Annotated in this window: 23 protein-coding genes; 16 read left to right on the top strand and 7 right to left on the bottom strand. The window is 62.8% G+C overall.

Annotated features, from left to right (window positions below; all coding sequences use genetic code 11):
- Positions 1-70: 70 nt before the first annotated feature.
- From ACQ4WS_RS18965 to ACQ4WS_RS18950, 4 genes are all read left to right on the top strand, one after another.
- Complete coding sequence (locus tag ACQ4WS_RS18965) at positions 71-862, top strand: hypothetical protein (RefSeq protein WP_436478625.1); 792 nt, start codon at positions 71-73, stop codon at positions 860-862.
- Positions 847-1,314 (top strand): hypothetical protein, encoded by a 468-nt coding sequence (locus ACQ4WS_RS18960; protein ID WP_436478624.1) that lies wholly within the window; start codon positions 847-849, stop codon positions 1,312-1,314. The genes ACQ4WS_RS18965 and ACQ4WS_RS18960 overlap by 16 nt, the downstream gene beginning before the upstream one ends.
- Positions 1,315-1,397: 83 nt before the next feature.
- Complete coding sequence (locus tag ACQ4WS_RS18955; protein ID WP_436478623.1) at positions 1,398-1,817, top strand: VOC family protein; 420 nt, start codon at positions 1,398-1,400, stop codon at positions 1,815-1,817.
- A 109-nt stretch (positions 1,818-1,926) separates the two neighbouring features.
- Complete coding sequence (locus tag ACQ4WS_RS18950) at positions 1,927-2,298, top strand: TraR/DksA family transcriptional regulator (RefSeq protein ID WP_436478622.1); 372 nt, start codon at positions 1,927-1,929, stop codon at positions 2,296-2,298.
- A 160-nt stretch (positions 2,299-2,458) separates the two neighbouring features.
- Here the strand turns inward: ACQ4WS_RS18950 and phbB are convergent, their stop codons facing one another.
- The gene (gene phbB / locus ACQ4WS_RS18945) at positions 2,459-3,205 is read right to left on the bottom strand and encodes an acetoacetyl-CoA reductase (protein WP_436478621.1); all 747 of its coding nucleotides are present in this window, start codon (positions 3,203-3,205) and stop codon (positions 2,459-2,461) included.
- A gap of 169 nt (positions 3,206-3,374) precedes the next feature.
- On the opposite strand from phbB, the gene ACQ4WS_RS18940 reads away from it, so the two are divergent.
- Positions 3,375-4,241 carry a universal stress protein gene (locus ACQ4WS_RS18940; RefSeq protein WP_436478620.1) on the top strand — a complete coding sequence of 289 codons (867 nt, stop codon included), beginning with the start codon at positions 3,375-3,377 and terminating at the stop codon, positions 4,239-4,241.
- 20 nt (positions 4,242-4,261) lie between these two features.
- Here the strand turns inward: ACQ4WS_RS18940 and ACQ4WS_RS18935 are convergent, their stop codons facing one another.
- The 3 genes from ACQ4WS_RS18935 to ACQ4WS_RS18925 form a co-directional block, all read right to left on the bottom strand.
- The gene (locus ACQ4WS_RS18935; protein WP_436478619.1) at positions 4,262-4,621 is read right to left on the bottom strand and encodes a hypothetical protein; all 360 of its coding nucleotides are present in this window, start codon (positions 4,619-4,621) and stop codon (positions 4,262-4,264) included.
- A gap of 196 nt (positions 4,622-4,817) precedes the next feature.
- Entirely contained in the window at positions 4,818-5,384 is a 567-nt protein-coding gene (locus tag ACQ4WS_RS18930) for a hypothetical protein (protein ID WP_436478618.1), read from the bottom strand.
- Positions 5,385-5,553: 169 nt separating this feature from the next.
- The gene (locus tag ACQ4WS_RS18925; RefSeq protein WP_436478617.1) at positions 5,554-7,656 is read right to left on the bottom strand and encodes a serine hydrolase domain-containing protein; all 2,103 of its coding nucleotides are present in this window, start codon (positions 7,654-7,656) and stop codon (positions 5,554-5,556) included.
- 153 nt (positions 7,657-7,809) lie between these two features.
- Between ACQ4WS_RS18925 and ACQ4WS_RS18920 the strand changes: the two genes are divergently transcribed.
- Positions 7,810-9,468 (top strand): histidine kinase, encoded by a 1,659-nt coding sequence (locus ACQ4WS_RS18920; RefSeq protein ID WP_436478616.1) that lies wholly within the window; start codon positions 7,810-7,812, stop codon positions 9,466-9,468.
- The gene (locus ACQ4WS_RS18915; RefSeq protein ID WP_436478615.1) at positions 9,465-10,154 is read left to right on the top strand and encodes a LytR/AlgR family response regulator transcription factor; all 690 of its coding nucleotides are present in this window, start codon (positions 9,465-9,467) and stop codon (positions 10,152-10,154) included. The genes ACQ4WS_RS18920 and ACQ4WS_RS18915 overlap by 4 nt, the downstream gene beginning before the upstream one ends.
- A 9-nt stretch (positions 10,155-10,163) precedes the next feature.
- Here ACQ4WS_RS18915 and ACQ4WS_RS18910 read toward each other — a convergent pair whose 3' ends face one another.
- Positions 10,164-11,036: a M90 family metallopeptidase gene (locus ACQ4WS_RS18910; protein WP_436478614.1), complete on the bottom strand. Its 873-nt coding sequence runs from the start codon at positions 11,034-11,036 to the stop codon at positions 10,164-10,166.
- A 272-nt stretch (positions 11,037-11,308) separates the two neighbouring features.
- A complete protein-coding gene (locus ACQ4WS_RS18905) occupies positions 11,309-11,809 on the bottom strand; it encodes a winged helix-turn-helix domain-containing protein (protein ID WP_010396453.1) in 501 nt (166 codons plus the stop codon).
- 487 nt (positions 11,810-12,296) lie between these two features.
- Between ACQ4WS_RS18905 and ACQ4WS_RS18900 the strand changes: the two genes are divergently transcribed.
- The 9 genes from ACQ4WS_RS18900 to ACQ4WS_RS18860 all read left to right on the top strand — a co-directional run bounded on the left by ACQ4WS_RS18900 (position 12,297) and on the right by ACQ4WS_RS18860 (position 20,399).
- Positions 12,297-12,533 carry a hypothetical protein gene (locus ACQ4WS_RS18900; RefSeq protein WP_436478613.1) on the top strand — a complete coding sequence of 79 codons (237 nt, stop codon included), beginning with the start codon at positions 12,297-12,299 and terminating at the stop codon, positions 12,531-12,533.
- A 394-nt stretch (positions 12,534-12,927) separates the two neighbouring features.
- A complete protein-coding gene (locus ACQ4WS_RS18895) occupies positions 12,928-13,917 on the top strand; it encodes an ABC transporter substrate-binding protein (RefSeq protein ID WP_436478612.1) in 990 nt (329 codons plus the stop codon).
- 42 nt (positions 13,918-13,959) lie between these two features.
- Positions 13,960-14,769 (top strand): ABC transporter permease, encoded by an 810-nt coding sequence (locus ACQ4WS_RS18890; protein ID WP_436478611.1) that lies wholly within the window; start codon positions 13,960-13,962, stop codon positions 14,767-14,769.
- 11 nt (positions 14,770-14,780) lie between these two features.
- Positions 14,781-15,572: an ABC transporter ATP-binding protein gene (locus tag ACQ4WS_RS18885; RefSeq protein ID WP_035826298.1), complete on the top strand. Its 792-nt coding sequence runs from the start codon at positions 14,781-14,783 to the stop codon at positions 15,570-15,572.
- 122 nt (positions 15,573-15,694) lie between these two features.
- Positions 15,695-17,611: a sensor histidine kinase gene (locus tag ACQ4WS_RS18880; protein ID WP_436478610.1), complete on the top strand. Its 1,917-nt coding sequence runs from the start codon at positions 15,695-15,697 to the stop codon at positions 17,609-17,611.
- Complete coding sequence (locus tag ACQ4WS_RS18875) at positions 17,598-18,944, top strand: sigma-54-dependent transcriptional regulator (protein ID WP_436478609.1); 1,347 nt, start codon at positions 17,598-17,600, stop codon at positions 18,942-18,944. The genes ACQ4WS_RS18880 and ACQ4WS_RS18875 overlap by 14 nt, the downstream gene beginning before the upstream one ends.
- 105 nt (positions 18,945-19,049) lie before the next feature.
- Positions 19,050-19,358, top strand: coding sequence for a hypothetical protein (locus ACQ4WS_RS18870; protein WP_436478608.1), 309 nt, complete (start codon positions 19,050-19,052; stop codon positions 19,356-19,358).
- A gap of 76 nt (positions 19,359-19,434) precedes the next feature.
- The gene (locus tag ACQ4WS_RS18865; RefSeq protein ID WP_436478607.1) at positions 19,435-20,109 is read left to right on the top strand and encodes a hypothetical protein; all 675 of its coding nucleotides are present in this window, start codon (positions 19,435-19,437) and stop codon (positions 20,107-20,109) included.
- A 56-nt stretch (positions 20,110-20,165) separates the two neighbouring features.
- Complete coding sequence (locus tag ACQ4WS_RS18860; protein ID WP_436478606.1) at positions 20,166-20,399, top strand: hypothetical protein; 234 nt, start codon at positions 20,166-20,168, stop codon at positions 20,397-20,399.
- Positions 20,400-20,417: 18 nt separating this feature from the next.
- Here the strand turns inward: ACQ4WS_RS18860 and ACQ4WS_RS18855 are convergent, their stop codons facing one another.
- Positions 20,418-20,930 carry a hypothetical protein gene (locus ACQ4WS_RS18855; RefSeq protein WP_436478605.1) on the bottom strand — a complete coding sequence of 171 codons (513 nt, stop codon included), beginning with the start codon at positions 20,928-20,930 and terminating at the stop codon, positions 20,418-20,420.
- Positions 20,931-21,075: the final 145 nt, after the last annotated feature.

Below are 21,075 nucleotides of genomic sequence, written 5' to 3'. Positions count from 1 at the left end.
CGCACAAGGCGGACGGCGCAGACCGGCACGACAATACCTTTCCATACAGTATTTTCTGTCGAGAGGTGACGTGTCTGCCCTGCTCCGCCATCGCCGCGCCCTTTGCCTGGCTATTCTGCTGTGCGGCTGCGCCAGTCCGCGCACCGACCTGGAGCAAGTGCGCGCCCTAGCCGCCGGCGCCGGCGCCCTGACCGCCTTCAGCGAACTGTCGCAGCGCCACGTGGACACTTACCAGCGCGCCCGCCCCTATCTGTCGCCGGCCGAAGACGCGCGCGAACGCCTGCTCGATGCGCAACGCCGCGCCGCGCAGGCGGACGTCGCACGCCTGGCGCAGGCCGTGCGCCTGTACCTGCAGGCATTGGGCCGGCTGGCCGATGCCGAGGCGTATGACGTGCAGCCAGAACTGGCCAGCGCCGGCGCCGCCATCCGCGCCTGGCCCGGCAGCGGCATCGACGACCGCCATGTCCGCGCCTACACCTTGCTGCTGCAGCAACTGTCGCGCCTGGGCGGCGCGGCCAGCCAGCAGGCGCATCTGGCGCAAGTGCTGCACGAGGGCGACGCGCCGCTGCAAGCGCTGCTGGCCGCGCTCGACAGCTTGCTGGCGCTGTACGACAAAAGCGGTGACAACGAGCGCGACATGGTGCTCGGCTTGCTCGATGTGGAAATCGCGTATGCCGACGCGCCGCAGCAGCGCCTGCTGGCCGTGCTGGCGAAAAACATGCAGCAAAGCAAAACAGAGGAATACCGCCTGCTTGGCTTGCGCCATACCCTGGCGCGCCGGCAACTGGCGGCACTGGCGCGCGAACACGCCCAGCTCGCTGCCGCCCTCACCACCACGGAGGCAAGATGGACGAATCGGTAGGCAGCAGCAGCGAACGCCGCGAAGAGGCTCTCAGCAGCGCCATGCGCGTCGAGCAACTGGCTGACAGCCTGTCGCAGGCGGCCGTCACCTTGCACGGCGCCGTCATGCGCGCCATCCGCAAGCGCGCCAGCCAGGGCGCCAACGGCATCAGCCACAGCCAGGCGCAAGCCGTCTTCGCCCTGGAAGTGGCCTTGCGCCAGCAAGCCAACCAGCTGTATGCCGATGCGGCCGGGCACACGGTGGACGGCCTGGAAACGGCGCAGCGCCAGCTCAGCGGCCTGCTCGACACGGTACGCCTGCGCATCGCCCGCAACGACGATGTGCGGCACTGGATCAGCCTGGCGACAAGCTTGTTGCACCTGGGTAGCGCCGTCCTCGCCGGCAATCCCGAGCGCATCCTCAGCACCCTGGGCAAGGTGCGTGAGCGGCTGCAAGAGATGACGCCGGACTGATTGAAATCGGCCGGCCAGCGCCTATACTGGGACGTCCCCGCCTGGCAATTGTGCTGGCGGGACGATGACCAGAGGAGACCAATATGCGTATCGAACCGTATTTGCAATTCGATGGAAACTGCGCGCAAGCGCTGGAATACTACCGCCAGCACCTGCATGGCACGGACCTGTGCCTGATGCCGTATCGCGGCTCGCCAGGCCAGGAGCAAGTCAGGGTAGACTGGTATGACAAGATCATGCACGGCTCGGTGCAGCTGGGGCCGACCATGCTGATGGGCTCGGACGGCGGCTGCGCCGGAGATGGCGCCAAGGGCATGCGCGGCAGCGCGATCTGCCTGAGCGTCGATACGCCGGAAGAGGCGGCACGGGTCTTCGCCGCACTGGCGCGTGACGGCAGCATCCAGATGCCGCTGGAAGAAACGTTCTGGGCCAAACGCTTCGGCATGCTGAAAGACCAGTTCGGCGTCGCCTGGATGATCAACTGCCTCAAGGAACCAGCATAGAACGACCGCTGCCAGCCTGCGCCGCGTCAAACGCGGCGCAGGCTGGCAGCGCAAGCAGAGCCGCCCATCCTGGACTACCATCTAGGACAGACGCCTATCGGGGACAGCCATGAATGGATTGCCGCAAGACCAGCTGCAGCGCCTGCAGGGCGTGCTGGAGCAACGCAAGCTGGCGTTGCTGGAACAGATAGAGAACGAAGCGGCCGAGGCAGATGCGCGCGCCTCGCTGCTCAATGAAATCGAAGCCTCGCCGGCTGACAATGCCAGCGTGCACACCTTGAACGCCCTCGTCAGCGAAGCGGCCGAGCACAACCTGGCACAGTTGGCCACCATCAAGCACGCACTGGCCAGGTGTGCCGATGGCAGCTACGGCCTGTGCGACAACTGCGGCGAAGCCATCGGCCTGTCGCGCCTGAACGCGCGCCCCGAAGCGCGCCTGTGCATCGATTGCCAGACACGGCAGGAAAAAGCCCAGCGCTGAACTCTCCTTGCAACCACGCCACACGACTAAGGGCAAGGCATCGCTGCCCTGCCCTTTGTTGTCCAGCGACTGCCATGCGTCCGCCGCCAGCGTCTGTGCGCCGGCTGGGTTGGACGGGTCTCCTCTACTGTCATTGCCCTACTGCAAGCTCTACGCTTGCTTAACTCATATGCTGTCCGCCATTGATGGCGATATTCGCGCCCGTGACGAATGCCGCCTCGTCGGACGCCAGGTAAGCCACCAGGGCCGCCACCTCGTCCGGCTCGCCCAGGCGGCCCAGGGGAATCTGCGGCAGGATCTTCGTTTCCAGGATATCGGCCGGCACGGCCGTCACCATCTGCGTGCGCAGGTAGCCGGGCGAGACCGTGTTGACGGTGATGCCATGGCGCGCCACTTCCAGCGCCAGCGCCTTGCTGAAGCCGTGCGCGCCCGCCTTTGCGGCCGCGTAGTTGCACTGGCCAAACGCGCCCTTCTGGCCACTCACGGACGAGATATTGATGATGCGGCCCCAGCGGTTAGCCAGCATGGGTTCGAGCACCTGCTTGCTCATGTTGAACAGGCTGTCGAGATTGGTGCGCATGACCTCGGCCCAGTGCGGCAATTCCATCTTGCGCATGCTCTGGTCGCGCGTGATGCCGGCGTTGTTGACGAGTACGTCGATGCGGCCGAACTGCGCCAGCACGCGTGCCACGGCGTCGCTGCAGGCGGTGAAGTCGCTCACGTCGACGGCCAGCGGATGAAAATAATACTGCTGCGCCTGCTGTTCGCCGAGCCAGCTTTCCACCCTGGCATTGCCCGGCGTATGCGCCGCCACGACGCCAAAGCCCGCCGCATGCAGGCGGCGGCACAAGGCCGTGCCCAGGCCACCCATGCCGCCCGTGACCAGCGCTACCTTTTGCTCATTCATTGCTGTCTCTCCCCCGCTTGCGATGGTTGTTCTGCGTGGCATCAAGTGTAGGAGCAGTTTTTATTGCCAGCTTTGCGCCAGATCAAGTGCTCAGCCTGATGCAGTCGTGCGCGGCCGACGCCCCGGTCTGTGCCAGAATGAGATTCACTCCACAGCGAGAGGCTACGCCATGACCTACAAAACCGTGCTGCTGCACATCGACGACAGCGCAGGGCGCGCCGCCCGCATCGAAGCGGCCGCCAGCATCGCCCAGGCTTGCGGCGGCCACCTGACGGGCGTGGCCCTGACGGGCGTGTCGCGCCTGCTGTACCAGAACCAGCCCGACCTCGATGCCGACCCGAATCTGAGCTTGCACCTGAATTTCCTGCGGGAACGCGCGACGCGCGCCCTCGACGGTTTCGAGGCGCAGGTGCGCGCGGCCGGCGTCGCCTCGTTCGAACAGCGCGTGCTCGATGACGAGGCAGCCGGCGGCATCAGCCTGCTGGCCCGCTATGCGGACCTGGTCGTCATCAGCCAATACAATGCCAAGGATAAATCGCCGTCCGTGATGCGCGACTTTCCCGCCTATGTGCTGCTGCATTCGGGCCGTCCCGTGCTGATCGTGCCGTATGCGGCGCCGCTGCCCCTGCTGGCGCCGCCGGCAGCAGCGCGCAATGTGCTCATTTCCTGGAATGCCAGCAAGGAAGCGAGCCGCGCCGTAAGCGCCGCCCTGCCCCTGCTGCAGCGCGCCGGGCAAGTCCACGTGGCCATCTTCGACGCCCAGGTGCATGCCACCGAGCACGGCGAACTGCCGGGCGCCGAACTGACACACTACCTGGCGCGCCACGGCGTGGAAGCGCGGCTGCATTTGCTCGATGGCGGTGGCGTGCGGCGCGGCGATATCGGCGAAGCGCTGCTGTCGCAGGCGGCCGACCTGTCGGCCGACTTGCTGGTGATGGGAGCGTATGGCCATTCGCGCCTGCGCGAAACCATCCTCGGTGGCGTCACGCGCACGATTCTACAAAGCATGACAATCCCCGTGCTGATGGCGCACTAAGGCGCATTGAAAGCGGCGGGCTAACCGCCCTGCCAGGGCTGGCTGCGGATCTTCGCCACCTGGCGCTGCGCCAGCCACTGCCACAGCTGCAACGCGTCGCCCTGCGGCAGGGCCGACATGTGACGCGGACTGGCCAGGGCGATTTCGCAATCGCGGTCCGACCATTCTTCGAAAGTGACTTCGCCTCCGCTAGCGACCTCGACCTGATACATCAAGCCATCGTCGTAACCGAAGCGCAACAGGACGGCGGCCGGGCTGCCGTCCGGCGTGACGGCGCCGCCACGGTAGACCTCGGCCAGCGCATCGGCCAGCTGTGCCGGCGAGGGCGCGCAGATGTCGCGCCCATCGGCCCGTGTCAGAATGAACCATGCCTGTGTCATGACGCGCCCTCCTATCCATACTCGTTAGCATGCGAGGCAAGTACTACGGGCAGTCACCTTGGTCCAGTGTCACTTCGGGCGCGCGGAAACTATCCCTGTCGGCATTGTTTACCAATAATCAGCAATGCTAACAAGGATCATACCTAAATTTCATGCGGCGCGGAATTTATGCAGTTTGCGCCACCGATGCGCTGATTCAGGCCACCAGCACGGGAATGCTGAGCGGGTCGAAATCATGCCAGTCGCCATTGGCAATCGTGCCTTCCGCTTCTTCGATATGCTCGGCGCCCAGCCGGTGCAGCGCCTCGAGCGCCCGTTCGCGCTCGTCGAGGCCGCCCAGAGCGACGGCGATCAGCATGCCCGGATGGCGTGGCTGGCGGCGGTTTTCGCCGTTGTTTTCGCCATGCTTCTCGGGCTCGCCCGCCTCCTTCATTTTATTCAAACTGTAGAGCGAACCCACGTGAGCGCCCACCAGCGCCCCCACTACGGGACCCAGCGGCCCCGTCGCCAGGGTGGCGGCGGCGCCGATGCCCGCACCGACGGCGGCGCCGACAGCCACGCCCTCCACCACGCCCTCCGGCGTCTCTTTGGCGCCGGGCGACATGTCGCGGTCGCCGCCCAGCGCATGCAAGTCATGCTGGCCCGGCTGGTTGACAAAGAAGGCGCTGATGCGGCTATCGGCAAAGCCCGCCTGGTTCAGGGCGGCGCGCGCGGCGTCGACCTGTTCCTGCAACTGAAAATGACCTGCGATGATGCGTGACATGATACGGCCCTCCTGGTCGGCTGCGGGCGCACCATGCGCCACCTCGATAGCGTGCGCCGGGCGACGTCAAGATACCGTTCGCTTACGCACACAGCCGCTCAATCATGTCTTCCGGGCAGGAAGAAAGACGCCCAGAAAATCACCAGCAGCAGAGAAATGAAGCATTCATCTAAGGCGTCAGCGCCTGTGCGGCACCGCCGAGGCGGAGGATCGCCGCTTTTGCTCCCACGGCGCCCGGATAGCGGGGATCAAGCTGCAGCGCCTGCCGATAAGCCTCGACAGCCTGCGGGCGCAAGCCTTGCTCCACATAAAACTCGGCCAGGCTGTCCTGCAGATTCGCGTCGCGCGGATGCAGGCTGACGGCCGCCTGCAGCACGGCCATGCCTTGCGCCACGGCGCCGCTGCCTTTCAAGCGATAGGCTTCCAGGTTCAGCGCCGCCGGGCTGGCCGCGCCCAGCGGATCGCGCTCCAGCGCCAGGCGCAGGGCGGCAACGGCGGGTTCGGTCTTGCCGGCGCGCAGCAAGGTCAAGCCTTGCAGCGCATGCGCGCGGTCGCTGAGCGGATACAGTGCCACGGCCAGGCGGCTGGCCGCCAGTGCTGCATCTGTCTCGCCGCGCGCGGCCGACGCCTGCGCCAGTTCCAGCAGTTCGGGCACGAAATCGGGATAGGCGCGCTGGCCGCGGAAGGCCGCGCGCAGCTGGCCATCGAGTGCGGCGATGGAGGCGGAGGCGGCCGGCCAGGCGATGGCGGCCGTGCGGTCCCAGCTGGCGGCCAGGGTCACGATGGCTTGCTCGAAGGCGGCATCGAAGCGGGGCAAGGCACCGGCCTTTGTTCCTTGCGACAACAGGATATAGTCGCGCGCAAATGCCAGCGCGCCGCCGCGCGCGTATTTATTCAGGTCGATGCCCGCCTCGCGCAGCTGCCTGGCCATGCTGGCGCCGGCCGTGAGAAACACACGGCCGCCGGCGGGATGGCGGGCCGCTTCAATGTAGGCGCGCGCCGCCGGGGCGTCTGGCGCCAGTGCCTGGCGGTTGATTTGTGTAAATGCCTCGCGTGTGGCGGGCGCATCGGCATAGGGTTCATTCGTGCGCTCGGCATAGGACCGTCCCTCCTCGAACAAGCCTTGCGCCACCTGGTAAGCGCGCTGCGCGCCCGCATCGGCGATATATGTCTTCAGCTGCCACGGTTCGCCCGTGACCACTTCGAACAGGCGCTGCACGAAGGCCTCGGGATTGACGCGCTCCAGATTGGCGGCGACGGCTATGGTCAGCTTGCGCGAGGGAAAGCTATACAGATAAGTGACGGTTTCCGGCTGCTGGCCGCTGTGGGCGATGGCGTAGCGCCCGCCCGTCGGCAAGAGTTCCCAGCCCATGCCATAGTGCGTCAAGCGGCCCGCGCGCGTGGCCATCGGCTGCACCATGGCGGCCAGGCTGGCCGCCGACAGGATCTTGCCTGCATGCACGCCCCTGCCGAAAGCGAGCATATCGGGCACGCTGGCACGCGTGCCGCCGGCCGAAAAGCGGCTGCTGATGTCAACGAACTCCGAATTTTTCAACTCCTTGCCGGCCAGCCGGTAGCCGCGCACGCGATGGGCGATCACGGCGTCCGGATCATCCAGCACGGTGGCATCCATGCCCAGCGGCCCCCACACATGGCGCCGCATGTAGCCGCCATAGCTTTCGCCCGAGGCGCCCTCGATGACGGCGCCCAGCAAATTGTAGCCATAGCTGGTGTAGCGGAAGCGCGTGCCCGGCTCGGCGATCAGGTCGAACTGCTCGAAGACAGCGATGGACTGGCGCGTATCCTTGTGCTCCTTGAAATGCTGCTCCGCCTTGCTGTCGCGGTAGGCGTCGATGCCGCCCAGGTGGCCCAGCAACTGGCGCACCGTCACGGGAAACGCTTTGACGGGGAAGTACGGCACATAGGTTTGCACGGGCGCATCCAGGTCGACCTTGCCCTGTTCCACCAGTTGCAAAATGGCCACCGCCGTCATGGGCTTGGTGACGGACGCCAGCCGGTAGCTGGAGCGGGCCGTGGCCGGCACGCGGTTTTCCAGGTCCGCATAGCCATAGCCTTTTATCCATTCCACGTCGCCCTGGCTGAAACCGACGGTGACGCCAGGGATGCGCGCCGCGCCCATGCGCTGCGCCGCCCAGCCGTCGAAGTCTGCCAGGCGCGCGGCCAGCGCAGCGGAGGGAGCGGAGGCGGCTTGCGCCACGCCGCAGAACAGCGCCAGCGCGCCGGCGTAAGCGGAGTATTTGCTGCTTTGCATAGTCATGATTCCATGGTGAGGGCCGTGTGCACAGCACGGCGCTGATGCATGGTAAGTGTCTTTCACACAGCATAGTCGGGCCGTGCACGAAATGCACGTGGCCGGCACGAACGGCACCGAAGTGGATGAAAATGTTGCAAAGGAGCAGCTACAATGCCCGCCATGCCCTCCTTCTTCCACTACCTGCTGCGGTACTGCCTCGTTTGCTGCCTGGCCTTGCCCACCTTCGCCTGCGCCATGCATCCGCTCTGGCTGGACGAAGGCTGGCGCGCCTGCGGCAACACGCCGTCTGCGCCCGCCTCGCTGCAGCAGCTGGTTCAACCAGGCCAGTTGCTGTGCGTTGAGCGCGACCTCACCCTGGCTGCCACGCCCTCGTCGACGCAGCTGCTGGTGCTGTCGGCGCTGGCTTCGACCGAGCTGTGGCTCGATGGCGCACTGATCGGCAGCAATGGCCAACCGGCCCGCCAGGCCAGCGGGGAACGCGCGGGCGACATCGATTTCGCCATCCACCTGACGCCCCAACAGTTGACCGTGGGCAAGCACCACCTGCGCCTGCTGTTGTCGACGCAGCAGGTGCCGGCGCACCTGGCCTCGCCATTTTATGCGCTGTACCTGGTCGACCGGCAAGACTACCGCGCAGGCCTGGCCTGGTACCGGCTGCCGCCACTGCTGCTGGCCGGGGCGCTGGGTGCCGTCTCCCTGCTGTTCCTCACCTTGACGGCGCTGTACCAACGGCAGCGGCACTGGGCCATGTTTGCCGCGCTGTGTCTGGTGGCGGCGCTGCTGCTGATGGCGGAACTCTGGCGCAGCTTTGCCGGCTATGCCTACCCCATGCACATGCCGCGCCTGTATGCCGTCAGCGCCCTGACCTGGCTGTTTTCCGCCTTGCTGCCCCTGTATTTTTATACGGCCTACCGCCTGCCGCGCTGGCCGCTGGCGGCGGCAATATTGCTGGCGGGCATTGCACTGGCCGGCGCGCTGCCCGCGCATTTCGACACGCGCTGCTGGCTGATGTTTTTGACAGGCCTGGCAGCGAGCCTGGCGCTCAACCTGGGCGCCCTGTGGCGACGCCTGCCGGGCAGCCGTGGCGGCGCGCTGATCGCGCTCGCTTCGTGCGCCCTGTTCCTGCTGACGGGCAGCCAGTTTGCCGAAGGCGGCTTCGCCCTCGTCGTGTGCTTTTTGCTGCTGCCCCTGTGCGCGCAATTGCTGGCGCAGCTGCTGCGTGTACGCAGCAAGGCGGCGCGCGCCCAGCAGCTGGAAAACGAGCTCTTGCGCAAAAGCATGCAACCGCATTTCCTGATGAATTCCTTGAGCCTGATCAGCGAACTCAATGCGCAATCGCCGCAGTCAGCCGAAACCTTCATCGAGGCGCTGGGCGCCGAGTTGCGCATGCTCAATGAATTTGCCCAACAACCCAGCATTGCCCTGACGCAGGAACTGGCCCTGTGCCAGAATTACCTGAGCATCATGGGCACGCGGCTGCAGCAACCGTGCCGTTTGCAGCTCGATGGCGAGGCGGCGGGCATCACCGTGCCGCCCGCCCTGTTGCTGACGGCGCTGGAAAACGCATTCAGCCACAACCGCTACCGCCATGGCGCGGCCTTTATCCTGCGCATCGTAAAACATGCGCAAACGCACGTGCTCACCCTGCTCCTGCCGGAAGGCGAGACACGCCCGCACGCGGGCAGCGGCGTGGGAGAACAGTACATCCGCGCCAGCCTGCACGCCGTGTTTGGCGATGCGGCCCGCTATGCCAGCGAACAGCAGCAGGCAGGCTGGCGCCTCACCTTTACCTTGCCGGCGGCGCCATGAATGTGTTGATACTGGAAGATGAACCGCTGATCGCGCTAGGCCTCGAACGCGAGGTGCGCGCGCATTTTGGCACGCGCCTCCGCAATCTCGTGCTGCATGACAATGTGCCGCAAGCCCTGGCCGCCCTGGCGCAGGAACAGTTCGACTTGCTGCTGCTGGACTTGCACCTGCACGGCGCCGACGGCTATGACTTGCTGCGTCTGGCCAAAAAAGCCCCGTTCCAGACCATCATCGTCTCGGCCCACGCGGAACGCTCGATCACGGCCTTCGAGTTTGGCGTGCTCGACTTCGTTGCCAAACCTTTCAGCCGCGAACGCCTGCACAAGGCGCTGCAACGCTATACGGAACGGCATATGCAAGCGGCCTCGCTGGCTGTCAAGAAACGGGGCGCGCTGGAATGGATCGCCATGGCCGAGATCGACCACGTGCAAGCCGATGGCCACTACAGCAATATCGTGCTGCGCAGCGGCGAACAGTGCTTTCATGACTTGCCTATCGACAAGCTCATGGCCTTGCTGCCACCCCACTTCCTGCGCGTGCACCGCTCCTACATCGTCAACAGCCTGGGTTTCAAGCGGCTGCAGATCGCGGCGGGCGGCAAATACGCGCTCGACACGCAGACCAGCACGGGCATCCCCGTCTCGCGCAACAGCTATCCCGCATTGAAACAGCGGCTGCTGGGCTGAAGTGCCCGCTTACCAGTGCTGGGCAAAGTTGGGAAATGGCGAAGCCATGTGTTCGGCTTCCACTGGCGGCGCCATCCAGTCGCGCGGGTCGACCTTGTAGTACTGCAAGAATTGCGCGTACAGTTCTTCATGGTGCTCGGCCATCTGATACGGCTTTTCAAAGAAGGTTTCTGTCGCCACGGCGAAGAATTCGGCGGGATTCGTGGCGCCGTAATGATCCATCACGCTTTGCTGCTGAACCATGGCGTCGTGGCGCAAATTATCGAAATCGCGCGACAGCACGGTGGCCCAGCTGCGGTAGCTCGACACACTGGGCAGGTAGGGCGCGCCATTCGCGGCGCCCGATTCGCTGTCGAGCTGGTGGGCAAATTCATGCAGCACGACATTGTGACCATCGCTCCAGTCGGCCGCCCCGCGCTGCACGTGGTCCCACGCCAGCACCACGCGGCCATCGCCCCAGGATTCGCCCAGCAAGCCGTTGGCCGATGGCGTCACCACGCCGCCCGGCCCCACTTCATCGCGCGTGACGATGAATTCGTTGGGATACACGAGGATGGTGTCGAGCTCGGGATACACCTGCGTCTGGCGATTCAGCAGTAGTAAACAAGCCTGACCGGCGATGGTATAGCGCATCTCGTCCGTGATTTCCAGGCCACCACAGCCGACAAATTTCTTTTGATACAGAAATTGCACGACCAGACGGCGCAACTGCTCCTGCAGCGGCGCCGGCATATGCCGGTAGACGGGAATATTGCTTTCCAGCACGACCAAGCCTTCGGCCGGCAAGGGTTGCGCCAGGACCCGCTTCAAGCGCCAGCGGGGAAACCACAGCGACAGCACGATGGCGGCCGTGACAAGGGCGATCCACAGCAGCGGGTTCATGCGGCGACCCGCTTCAGGACAAGGAGAGCAATGGGGCAGGAAAACATGGCATAGGCAGACAAGGACAAGCTCCTTCAAGTGAACCCGCGCGTTGCGGGTAACAGTCCAGCCCACATGGGGATGCTTGCAGTCTTTTCAATCAGACTACGTGAAACGGCCTTCCTGAACGCCAAAAGCCGGGGCATCACCCGGCTTTCAACATGCATCTGCGAATCAAAACCACAAGCATTACGCCCGCCAGCCGCCACGCGGCCACTCAGGCGCAATATTGTTTACTCCGCAGCCTTCTGCTGAGGCGCACCAAACAGGGCGGCCACCAGCGGATCGCGCGTCACGGGACCGCGGTTGACGCGGATGGCGTAATGCGTGTCATCGGCCAGGATGTGGAAGTGACGGCCGCTGCCTGCCATGCTTTGCTCGCGCAGGCCGGGACGGTCCTTGCGCGGTGGCGCGCCTTCGCGTTTCGGCTGGACGATGGCGGCCAGGAAGGCGCGCACGCGCTCAGGGTCTGGCGTCAGCTGGTACACTGCCTTGCCCAGGTAGGTGGCTGTGCCTTCGATGTAGCGGGCCAGTTCGATCACGCCCGCTTCGCGCAGGTCGCGGATGTATTTGCGGGCGCCCGATGGCGAAAACTTGAGGAACCAGGCGATTTCGTCGGCCAGCATTTCGTGCAGCGACAATTCGCCGATCAGCTTTTGCATGTTTTCGATGCGGCGCAGGGTGGCCGACGTCGAACGCACGCGCTCGATCGGTGCCATGGAAATGGGATTCATGCGTTCCGGGGGGATGGGTGCTGCGCGTTCTACCATTTGCGAGCCTTTTTCGGGGCTACGAAGTTCCTGGTGCGCTGCCTTTAATTCGCTCTTCACGTGAGACTGAGTCATTGCATGCATTTGAATACTCCTTTTAAACGATTGCCGGTAGCCCGGATTGTTAAGTTCTTGGCAATTTTTATACCAGAACACCACGAATCCTGAGCGTCTGGACACAGAATGCCTGTACCGGCGGCTGCGGTCTGTGCGTTAACGAACATTAGAAGCAAGAAAGTGAAAAATATTGCCCTACTGAATTCTTTCTCTCATGACATCTAAAAAAAGCATCTAAAAACGCTGTACTCCCGCTCTGTACTCCCATTCATGGCGCAAAGTGAAATAGCGAACAGAAGCGGAAGCGCCATTGCAATAAATTCAAGCTTCGTACGCGGCGCCCGTCGCCCGCATCGCGATATTTCGACTCTTGGACTCTTGCAAAGGAAACATCATGAAAATGCCTGCCCTGTTGGCCGCCGCCTTGCTCGTCACCCTGTCCGCGTGTAAAAAACCGGCCGAAGCGCCCCTGCCCGAAACGGCCCCCAACCCCACGTCCGCCCCACAAGTGATGCCGCCCCCCGTCACGCCAGCCATGCCGGAAGCGGGTCCTGGCAGCACAACGCCGCCTGCGCCGCTGACCGATCCCGCCACCGCGCCCGCCCTGCCGCCCGCCACCGCGCCAAAGTAAAGCCGGCGCACGGCCTCAGACCGGCGCCCGCGCGGCGCCATCCCTACTCCACGGGGGAGTTACGCGTTGCCAGCTTGTTTGCAACGCGTTTTTTTACGATTGGAGTCGGCCACGCCCTGAAGGTTCAACGGCATGTGGCCCCGCAAGCCTACATCGTAGCGGCCAGCGAAAATGCGGCGATCCGCACAGCCTTTCCCCTCGCCGTGCGGAAAGACGGAATCTCGCCATTTCCCATTTTCAATAGATTCAAATTAAACCTTTATAAACAATCACTTGCAATAAACGTCAAAATGCGCTCCACTGGCACGGAAGATGCTTTTATATTTTCATAACCGCCATCAGAGCGGTAGCCTGACCCACTATATAAAACCATCTACCTTTTGGAGACAACAGCATGGCACGCACCTTCCGCATGAACACCAAGGCACTGGCTATGGCCGTCGCACTGGCCGCGCAATTCCCCCTGGCAGCCCATGCTGCCGACCTGGTTCGCCTGGGCAACCTGAAATTCGCCCATTACGGCGCCGTCGCCTACATGAAGGAAATCGCGCCGAAATACGACTTGAAAATTGAAGAGCGCATCTTCGCCAAGGGTCTCGACATCGTGCCAGCCATGATCGCCGGCGAAATCGACGTGTCCGCCAGCGCGCTGGAAGCGGCCATCACGGGCCGCGCCACGGGCTTGCCCGTGTACCTGGTGGGCGGCTTCGCCAAGGGCGGCGTGCAGATCGTCGGGCGCCCCGACCTGAATATCAAGGGCATCGCCGACCTGAAAGGCAAGAAAGTCGGTGTCACGCGCGGCGGCCCGCAGGAAATCCTGCTGTTTGCCGAACTCACCAAGGCCAAGCTGACCTGGTCCGACAAGCCGGGCAAGGACGTGCAAATACTGTACATGGGCTACCCTGACCTGAACCAGGCGCTCTTGACCCGCGACATCGACGTCATGAGCCAGTCCGAACCGTACTCGACCCAGGCGATCCACAAGAAATACGGCGCGGCCATCATCAAGCCGTATGACACGCCGCTGGGCGAGCCCGTGCGCGCGCTCGTGATGACGGAAAAGATGTACAAGGAAAAGCCAGCCGTGGCCCAGCGCTTCATGGATTGCTTCGTCGCTGCCACGCGGGCGTTTTTGGCCGACCCGAAACTGGCGGAAAAATACGTGCGCGAATCGATGTTCAAGAACCAGATCACCTCCGAGGATTACCGCGACGCCATCGACAATGCCATCTTCACGGAAGACATCACGCAAAGCCACGTGCAGCTGACCACCGACTATATGGTGAAATTCGGCGTGGGCCGCATGGCCAAACCGCCTGCCGCCAAGGATTGGGTCAAGCTGGATCTGCTGGAAAAAGCCAAGAAATCCTATGCTCCACGCTAACCAAGACCACGCCAATCTGAAAGTATCACGATGAATATTCAAATGATGAAACGCTTCGCGCACGGTGCCGCCGTGCCCGTCGCCGTGCTGCTGTTCTGGCAGGCGCTGTCCACGTTCGGCTGGATCAACCCGCAAATCCTGCCCTCGCCCGTGGCCGTGGTGGTGAAATGGTATGAGTACCTGATTCCCATGCAAGCGTACACACCCGAAGCGGGTAATTACCTGGTGTGGATGTTCTCCGGCGAATTGCCGCACGACGCCTGGGCCAGCCTGTCGCGCGTGCTGGGCGGCTTTGCCATCGGCGCCGGCCTGGCCTTGCCGCTGGGCTTGCTGATGGGCACCAACAAGACCATCTATAAACTGTTCGACCCGCTGGTGCAGGTGCTGCGCCCGATTCCGCCGATCGCCTACATTCCGCTGGCAATTTTGTGGTTCGGCCTGGGCAACCCGCCCGCCTTCTTCCTGATCAGCATCGGTTCCTTCTTCCCCGTGCTGATGAATACCATCGCTGGCGTGCGCCAGGTCGACGGCATTTACATCCGCGCCGCGCGCAACCTGGGCGCCAGCCAGATGACCATGTTCCGCCGCGTCATCCTGCCGGCCGCCACGCCGTATATTTTGGCCGGCGCGCGCATTGGCATGGGCACGGCCTTCATCGTCGTGATCGTGGCAGAAATGATCGCCGTCAACAGCGGCCTCGGTTTCCGCATCCTGGAAGCGCGCGAGTACTTCTGGTCTGACAAGATTATCGCCGGCATGTTCACCATCGGCCTGTTCGGCCTGGCCATCGATATCGCCATGAATGCCCTGAATAATCATTTGCTGCAGTGGCACCGCGGCCTGGAACACTGAGAGGAACGGCCATGACCACGATCAATATCAATGCAGTCAATAAAATCTTCACCACGGGCGGCGCGGACGTCATCGCCCTGAAGGATATCAACCTGGAAATCGCCAGCGGCGAGTTCATCTGCCTGCTGGGGCCATCCGGCTGCGGCAAGTCGACCCTGTTGAACGCCATCGCCGGGTTCTCGCAGCCGACGTCGGGCCAGATCCTGGCCGGCGGCAAGCTGATCACCGAACCCGGCCCCGACCGCGGCATGGTGTTCCAGGAATACGCGCTGTTCCCATGGATGAGCATCGAGAGCAATATCGCCTTCGGCCTGGAAATCGCCGGCAAGACGCCGGCGGAGATCAAGGAGCGGGTCGACATGCTGCTGAGCATGCTGGGCTTGACGGAATTCCGTGCCCGCTACCCGAAAGACTTGTCGGGCGGCATGCGCCAGCGCGTGGCCATCGCCCGCGTGCTGGCCCTCGATTCGCCGATCATGCTGATGGACGAGCCATTCGGCGCGCTGGATGCCTTGACGCGGCGCAACCTGCAAGATGAATTGCTGAAAATCTGGAAAGTCTTCGGCACCACCATCGTCTTCGTCACGCACTCGATCGAGGAATCGATCTACCTGGCCGACCGCACCATCGTCATGACCTACCGTCCCGGCACCATCAAGCGCGACGTGGCCATCGACCTGCCCCGCCCGCGCGACCCGAGCGACCCGGAGTTCAACCGTCTGAAACGCATGCTGGGCGAGATGGTGATGGAAGAGCAGCAAAGGCACCATAATGCAGAAACGATGGCGAGTACGGCAGATTAGTCGTCGTGCGACCATACCCCAAAGCAAGTGCCGGGGTCGGACCTTAAGGTCTGACCCCAGTCTTCGACTTGCGGGTTTCAGCTTTACAATACCGCCGTATTTAACCCGACACACGGAGCACCATGGCATTCGGCAAATGGCCCCTGAGACCCGCGCTCGGCCCCCTGCTAGCCATGGGCTCGCTGGTCCTGCTGACATGGGCTTCGTATGCCTGGGTCCAGCAGCGCCAGCTCGATGAATTGCACCGCACTCTCGATTCGCGCGCGGAGCTGTATGCGGCGTCCATAGGCGGCGCCCTCAACAAGTATGAATTCCTGCCCCTGGCCGTGGCTCAGAGCGATGCTGTGGCGCAACTGCTGGAACAGCCCAGCGCCGACAAAGTCACGCAGATTAACGCCTACCTGGTCGACATGAACCGCCGCGCGGGCGCCTTTGCCGTCTACGTGCTCGACGACAAGGGCACGACCCTGGCATCGAGCAACTGGCAAGACCGCAGCTCGTATGTGGGCGTCAACTACGGTTTCCGGCCCTACTTCAAGGATGCGTTCGCAGGCGGCATCGGCCGCTTTTACGGCATCGGCTTCTCCACCTTCGAGGCCGGCTATTTCATTTCGCAGCCCGTGCAGCGCAACGGGCGCATCATCGGCATCGTCGCCGCCAAGGTCAACCTGGACTGGATCGAGCAATCGTGGCGCACGCCCGGCGCGGGCGAGCAGATCTGGGTCAAGGATGCGAATGGCGTGATCATCCTGGCCACCACTCAAGCCTTCAAATTCAAGACCCTGGCCCCGCTGTCGCCGGCCGCGAAGAACGATATCAGCGCGCAGCGCCAGTTCCTGCAAGAAAATCTGCCCATCCTGCCGCACCAGGTGCAGCGCCAGTTCACCGATGGCGCCAGCGTGATGACCCTGGAGCGCCCGCAGGCTGGCGACACGCCGGCCCTGTCCGGCAGCGCCGACAAGGTGAACTACCTGGCCGTGAACCGCGCGCTGGGCCCGCTGCAATGGCAAATCACCGTGCTGGCCGAGCTCGACCAGGTCGATGAGGCGGCGCGCAACGCGGCCATCGCCGCCGCGCTGGGCTGGGCCTTGCTGCTGCTGGCCCTGATGTATGCGCGCCAGCGCCGGCGCCGCATCGCCGACAAGCTCAATGCGCAACAGACCCTGGCGCGCGCCTATGAACAGCTGGAAATCAAGGTCGAGCAGCGCACGGCCGATCTGGTGCATGCGAATGGCCGCCTGCAGGCGGAAGTAGCCGAACGCGAGCGGGCCGAACAGACCCTGCGCTATGCCCAGGCGGAACTGGTGCAAAGCGGCAAGCTGGCGGCCATCGGCCAGATGGCGGCCGGCGTCACGCACGAGCTGAACCAGCCGCTGGCCGCCCTGCAAACCTTTTCCGACAATGCCAAAGTCTTTTTGGCACGCGGTCGCATCGACGATGCGCTGGACAATCTGTCGACCATTTCCGACCTCGTCAAGCGGCTCGGCTATGTCACCTCGCAACTGAAAGGCTTTGCGCGGCGCAGCGACGATGCGCGCAAGCCCGTCAGCGTGCGCCAGGCGTTTGCGCAAACCATGCTGCAAATTCGCACGCGCAAGCATTCGCAGCGCTTGAGCCTGCATGAAAGCTGGCCTGACGGCGACATCATCGTGCTGTGCAACGCCATCGGCCTGGAACAGGTGTTTACCAACCTGATCACCAACGCCATGGATGCCGTGCCGGAAAGCGAGCCCGTGCAGATCTGGTTCCAGGTGCGCCGCGAAGGCGAGCTCGCCGTGCTGCATATCACCGATAATGGCCCCGGCATCCCGCTGGCCTCGCTCGACAAGATCTTCGACCCCTTCTATACCACCAAGGAACACGGGCTGGGCTTGGGATTGTCGATCAGTGCAGGCATACTGCGCGCGGCCGGCAGCGCACTGGCCGTGCGCAACCGCAGCGCGCAGGAAGGGGGCGGCGCGCAATTTACCATCACCCTGAGCTGCGACCCGGGGGAAAAGAATACAGAGACAGAGGGAACACCAAATGCACGAGAATAATTTTGAAGGCATGCAAGTGCTGCTGGTGGAAGACGATGCCGTCGTGCGCAAGGGCGCCCGGCAATCGCTGGAACTGGCGGGCTTGCAAGTGACGGCCGTGGCCACGGCCGAAGAAGCGCTGCCCTATCTGGTGCCGGAATTTGCCGGCATTTTATTGAGCGATATCAAGCTGCCTGGCATGGATGGCTTGAAACTGCTCGATATCGCCGTGGCGCAGGATGCCAGCCTGCCCGTCATCCTCGTCACGGGACATGGCGACGTATCGATGGCCGTGGGCGCCATGCGCCGTGGCGCCTACGACTTCATCGAAAAGCCGTTTTCCGCCGACTTGCTGGTGGAAGTGTGCCGCCGCGCACTCGACAAGCGCCATTTGGTACTGGAAAACATGAACTTGCGCCGCCAACTCGCGCAGCGGGTCGGCATCGAGGCGCGCATCGTGGGCCGCAGCGCGGCCATGGCCAAGGTGCGCCAGCTGGTGCTGAACCTGGCGCCGAAGTCGGCCGACATCATCATCCTGGGCGAAACGGGTACCGGCAAGGAACTGATCGCACGCTGCCTGCACGACTTCAGCGAGCGGCGCGACCACCCTTTCGTGGCCATCAACTGCGGCGCCCTGCCCGAATCGATCTTTGAATCGGAATTGTTCGGCCACGAGGAAGGAGCATTTACGGGCGCGCAGCGCCAGCGCATCGGCAAGATCGAATACGCCAACGGCGGCACCCTGTTCTTGGACGAAATCGAAAGCATGCCGCTGGCCCTGCAAGTGAAACTGCTGCGCGTGCTGCAGGAACGGCAGGTGGAACGGCTCGGTTCCAACAAGCTCATTTCCGTCAATTTCCGCGTGATTGCCGCCGCCAAGGAAGACTTGAATGTGCTGGCGGAACAGGGCAAGTTCCGCCCCGACCTGTATTACCGCCTGAACGTGGCCAGCCTGACCCTGCCGGCGCTGCGCAACCGGCGCGAGGATATCCCCCTGCTGTTCGAATTCTTCGTGCTGCAGGCGGCGCTGCGCTATGGCCAGCCGGCCGCCCTCGTGAGCGGCGAACTGATCGCGTCCCTGATGGCGCAGCGCTGGGCTGGCAATGTGCGCGAGCTGCACAATGTAGCCGACCGCTTCGTGCTGGGCTTGCTCGACGACACCCTGAGCCCGGCCGGCTGCCGCGAAGCCTCCCTGGCCGAGCAGGTGGACACCTTCGAGATTTCCATCATTGAGGAAGCCTTGCGCCGCCACAATGGCAACGTCATCGACGCGGCCGCCGCGCTGAACATCCCGAAGAAAACCCTGTACGACAAGCTCAAGCGCTTCGATATCTCGACGGAACAATTCCGTTGATCTGAAGCAAATGGCCGACACAGCCATGAGGCGGCGTCCTACCCGTGCCGGCGGACTCCTGTGTGAGAATGCAAGCTCTTACTCATTTCTGCACAGGACACTGCCATGAAAACCGCCGCTCTCTTGCTGGCCGCCACCCTGATGACCGTGGGCGGCGCCTGGGTGCAAGCCCAGTCGACGACAAATGTCAACCAGACGGGCAACCACACCAACAATCCGAATGATCCGGGTCAGAAATCGGACCAGTCCGACAAGCTCGACAACAAAGGCAAGCTGGTGCACGACGCCAAGCCCGGCAAAACGCGCACGGACAAGCGCACGCGGCGCGGCAAGCCCGTCGCCACGCCGGACACCCCGGCCGCCAGCGGACCGGCCATCTCGCCGCCAGCGACACCGGTAGCACCGGCCCGCTAAGTCCCACTTCCAGCGCTGCGCCACGTTGCTTCCAGGCACGCTATCATCTCGCCTTTGCAAAATAGCCAGGAAAACAATGAAAGCAGCATGGCAAACGATGGTAGCGGCAGGCGTACTGGCCACCGCGAGTGTACAGGCGGCGCCCACGGTGGGCGAGTGCATGGAACTGACGACGGGCATCAAGTTCAGCAAGAACAATGGCGACGCGCAAGTCAATGTCGAGGATAGCTTCGAGGGCAAGAAACTCAAGGGCACGCAGCTGATCCTCGACGGCGGCGTGCTGCTGGCCACGTCCTACCAGGACATTCGCGACGGCCAGGTATTCCTGACAGGCGCGGTCCATTACAACGAAGACGGCAGCGTGCGCAGCAAGAACGTCTACACGCCACAGTCCGCCATCCCCGCCAAGATGCGCCCCGGCCAGGAAGTGCGCGTGCAGTTCACGGACACGCGAACGAGCACCCACTACCCGCTGGCCGGCCTGTCCGACAAGATCACCACCTCCACGCGCACCGACAAACGCGATTTCTCCATCACCTTCCTGGGCTGGGAACGCCTGGAACTGGGCGGGCGCCGCTTCCCCGACGCCTGCAAGTTCGAACTGCGTGACGTCGGTGGAAAAAGCAAAGGCGGCGAATACGTGTGGTACGCGCAAGGCTACGGCGTGATCATGACGGACAAGCTGGACAAGGATGGCGATGTGCAGCCGGCGTACCGTATCGCATTGACGAAAATCATCAGCGCGCCGTAATTTTTGACAACTTTTACGTTAGAATCGGGGACACATACTTCTCTTATCAGGAAATCATGTCGCCGATCGAACGCAAATGGTGGTTTGCCATGCCAGTCATGTTTCTCGCCATGGGCACCACGCTGTGGCTGCTCGATTGCGCGCAAGTACCACGCACGTTTTCTTTGGCCTGGATCACTATTTTCAGCCTGTGCTGCGTGCCGCTGCAGCGTAGCCTTTCTTTTCTACTCTGGATATTGCTGCTATGGCTGGCGCCTGGCCTGGCAGTCAAAAAACTGGCCCAACCATAGGGCCGTCCCCCGCCGCAGCTAGAGATCATGGCGATCAAACAGCCATACGCCATCCCTTTTCACAAATACAAAAGTATCGCGATGAACGCCGGTGTCGGGCGGCATGCCCCGAAAATCCCCGGTCAAGAAAATAGTCTGGGGATCGTGCACCACCCAATTCCATATTTTTTTCGATATGTAATAATTTAGGTGATCTATTTTCGGAGGAAATCGCATCTGCTTGATCCCGTTACTGGAAGCAAGCGCGGAAAATGATGATGGGGTTGCTCGAACTTGGCTATAAACCTGGAAAAAGTCCATCACAGGATTAATAGCATCTTTCACCACAGCCAAATCTTCGGCAGTCTTGATTGCAGAAAGATCCACCCTGTTTTTTATCTTCCGATTAGGTGGCTCTTTCATAAAGCTAAAATCCAATGCTCTGACATTGACAGTTTTTTCCTCAGCAGCTACTACTCTCTCTGTAGCCTGCCCTGGTGGCAGCATTATTCCAAACCCCAAAAAAATAACAAGAAAATAGAAGTTCCGCATCTTAATTACCGCAAAATATTTCTGAAATTTATTTTCAACATAAAAATAAGGCTAGGTTGTTCCACATCCTCTTTTGCCATACACCAGCCGCTAGCGATCTTACAGCAGAAGACAGCAAGAATATACTCCCCCCCCTATTGAAATG

The organism is Janthinobacterium leeuwenhoeki (assembly GCF_051380795.1).
Lineage (GTDB): Bacteria > Pseudomonadota > Gammaproteobacteria > Burkholderiales > Burkholderiaceae_D > Janthinobacterium.
This window is presented reverse-complemented; position numbering and strand designations above follow the sequence as displayed.

Bases quoted from the DNA above. Each gene is read 5' to 3' on its own strand.
- ACQ4WS_RS18960 (WP_436478624.1), top strand. From the start codon at position 847: ATGGACGAATCGGTAGGCAGCAGCAGCGAACGCCGCGAAGAGGCTCTC.
- ACQ4WS_RS18955 (WP_436478623.1), top strand. From the start codon at position 1,398: ATGCGTATCGAACCGTATTTGCAATTCGATGGAAACTGCGCGCAAGCG.
- ACQ4WS_RS18950 (WP_436478622.1), top strand. From the start codon at position 1,927: ATGAATGGATTGCCGCAAGACCAGCTGCAGCGCCTGCAGGGCGTGCTG.
- phbB (WP_436478621.1), bottom strand. From the start codon at position 3,205: ATGAATGAGCAAAAGGTAGCGCTGGTCACGGGCGGCATGGGTGGCCTG.
- ACQ4WS_RS18940 (WP_436478620.1), top strand. From the start codon at position 3,375: ATGACCTACAAAACCGTGCTGCTGCACATCGACGACAGCGCAGGGCGC.
- ACQ4WS_RS18935 (WP_436478619.1), bottom strand. From the start codon at position 4,621: ATGACACAGGCATGGTTCATTCTGACACGGGCCGATGGGCGCGACATC.
- ACQ4WS_RS18930 (WP_436478618.1), bottom strand. From the start codon at position 5,384: ATGTCACGCATCATCGCAGGTCATTTTCAGTTGCAGGAACAGGTCGAC.
- ACQ4WS_RS18925 (WP_436478617.1), bottom strand. From the start codon at position 7,656: ATGCAAAGCAGCAAATACTCCGCTTACGCCGGCGCGCTGGCGCTGTTC.
- ACQ4WS_RS18920 (WP_436478616.1), top strand. From the start codon at position 7,810: ATGCCCGCCATGCCCTCCTTCTTCCACTACCTGCTGCGGTACTGCCTC.
- ACQ4WS_RS18915 (WP_436478615.1), top strand. From the start codon at position 9,465: ATGAATGTGTTGATACTGGAAGATGAACCGCTGATCGCGCTAGGCCTC.
- ACQ4WS_RS18910 (WP_436478614.1), bottom strand. From the start codon at position 11,036: ATGAACCCGCTGCTGTGGATCGCCCTTGTCACGGCCGCCATCGTGCTG.
- ACQ4WS_RS18905 (WP_010396453.1), bottom strand. From the start codon at position 11,809: ATGAATCCCATTTCCATGGCACCGATCGAGCGCGTGCGTTCGACGTCG.
- ACQ4WS_RS18900 (WP_436478613.1), top strand. From the start codon at position 12,297: ATGAAAATGCCTGCCCTGTTGGCCGCCGCCTTGCTCGTCACCCTGTCC.
- ACQ4WS_RS18895 (WP_436478612.1), top strand. From the start codon at position 12,928: ATGGCACGCACCTTCCGCATGAACACCAAGGCACTGGCTATGGCCGTC.
- ACQ4WS_RS18890 (WP_436478611.1), top strand. From the start codon at position 13,960: ATGATGAAACGCTTCGCGCACGGTGCCGCCGTGCCCGTCGCCGTGCTG.
- ACQ4WS_RS18885 (WP_035826298.1), top strand. From the start codon at position 14,781: ATGACCACGATCAATATCAATGCAGTCAATAAAATCTTCACCACGGGC.
- ACQ4WS_RS18880 (WP_436478610.1), top strand. From the start codon at position 15,695: ATGGCATTCGGCAAATGGCCCCTGAGACCCGCGCTCGGCCCCCTGCTA.
- ACQ4WS_RS18875 (WP_436478609.1), top strand. From the start codon at position 17,598: ATGCACGAGAATAATTTTGAAGGCATGCAAGTGCTGCTGGTGGAAGAC.
- ACQ4WS_RS18870 (WP_436478608.1), top strand. From the start codon at position 19,050: ATGAAAACCGCCGCTCTCTTGCTGGCCGCCACCCTGATGACCGTGGGC.
- ACQ4WS_RS18865 (WP_436478607.1), top strand. From the start codon at position 19,435: ATGAAAGCAGCATGGCAAACGATGGTAGCGGCAGGCGTACTGGCCACC.
- ACQ4WS_RS18860 (WP_436478606.1), top strand. From the start codon at position 20,166: ATGTCGCCGATCGAACGCAAATGGTGGTTTGCCATGCCAGTCATGTTT.
- ACQ4WS_RS18855 (WP_436478605.1), bottom strand. From the start codon at position 20,930: ATGCGGAACTTCTATTTTCTTGTTATTTTTTTGGGGTTTGGAATAATG.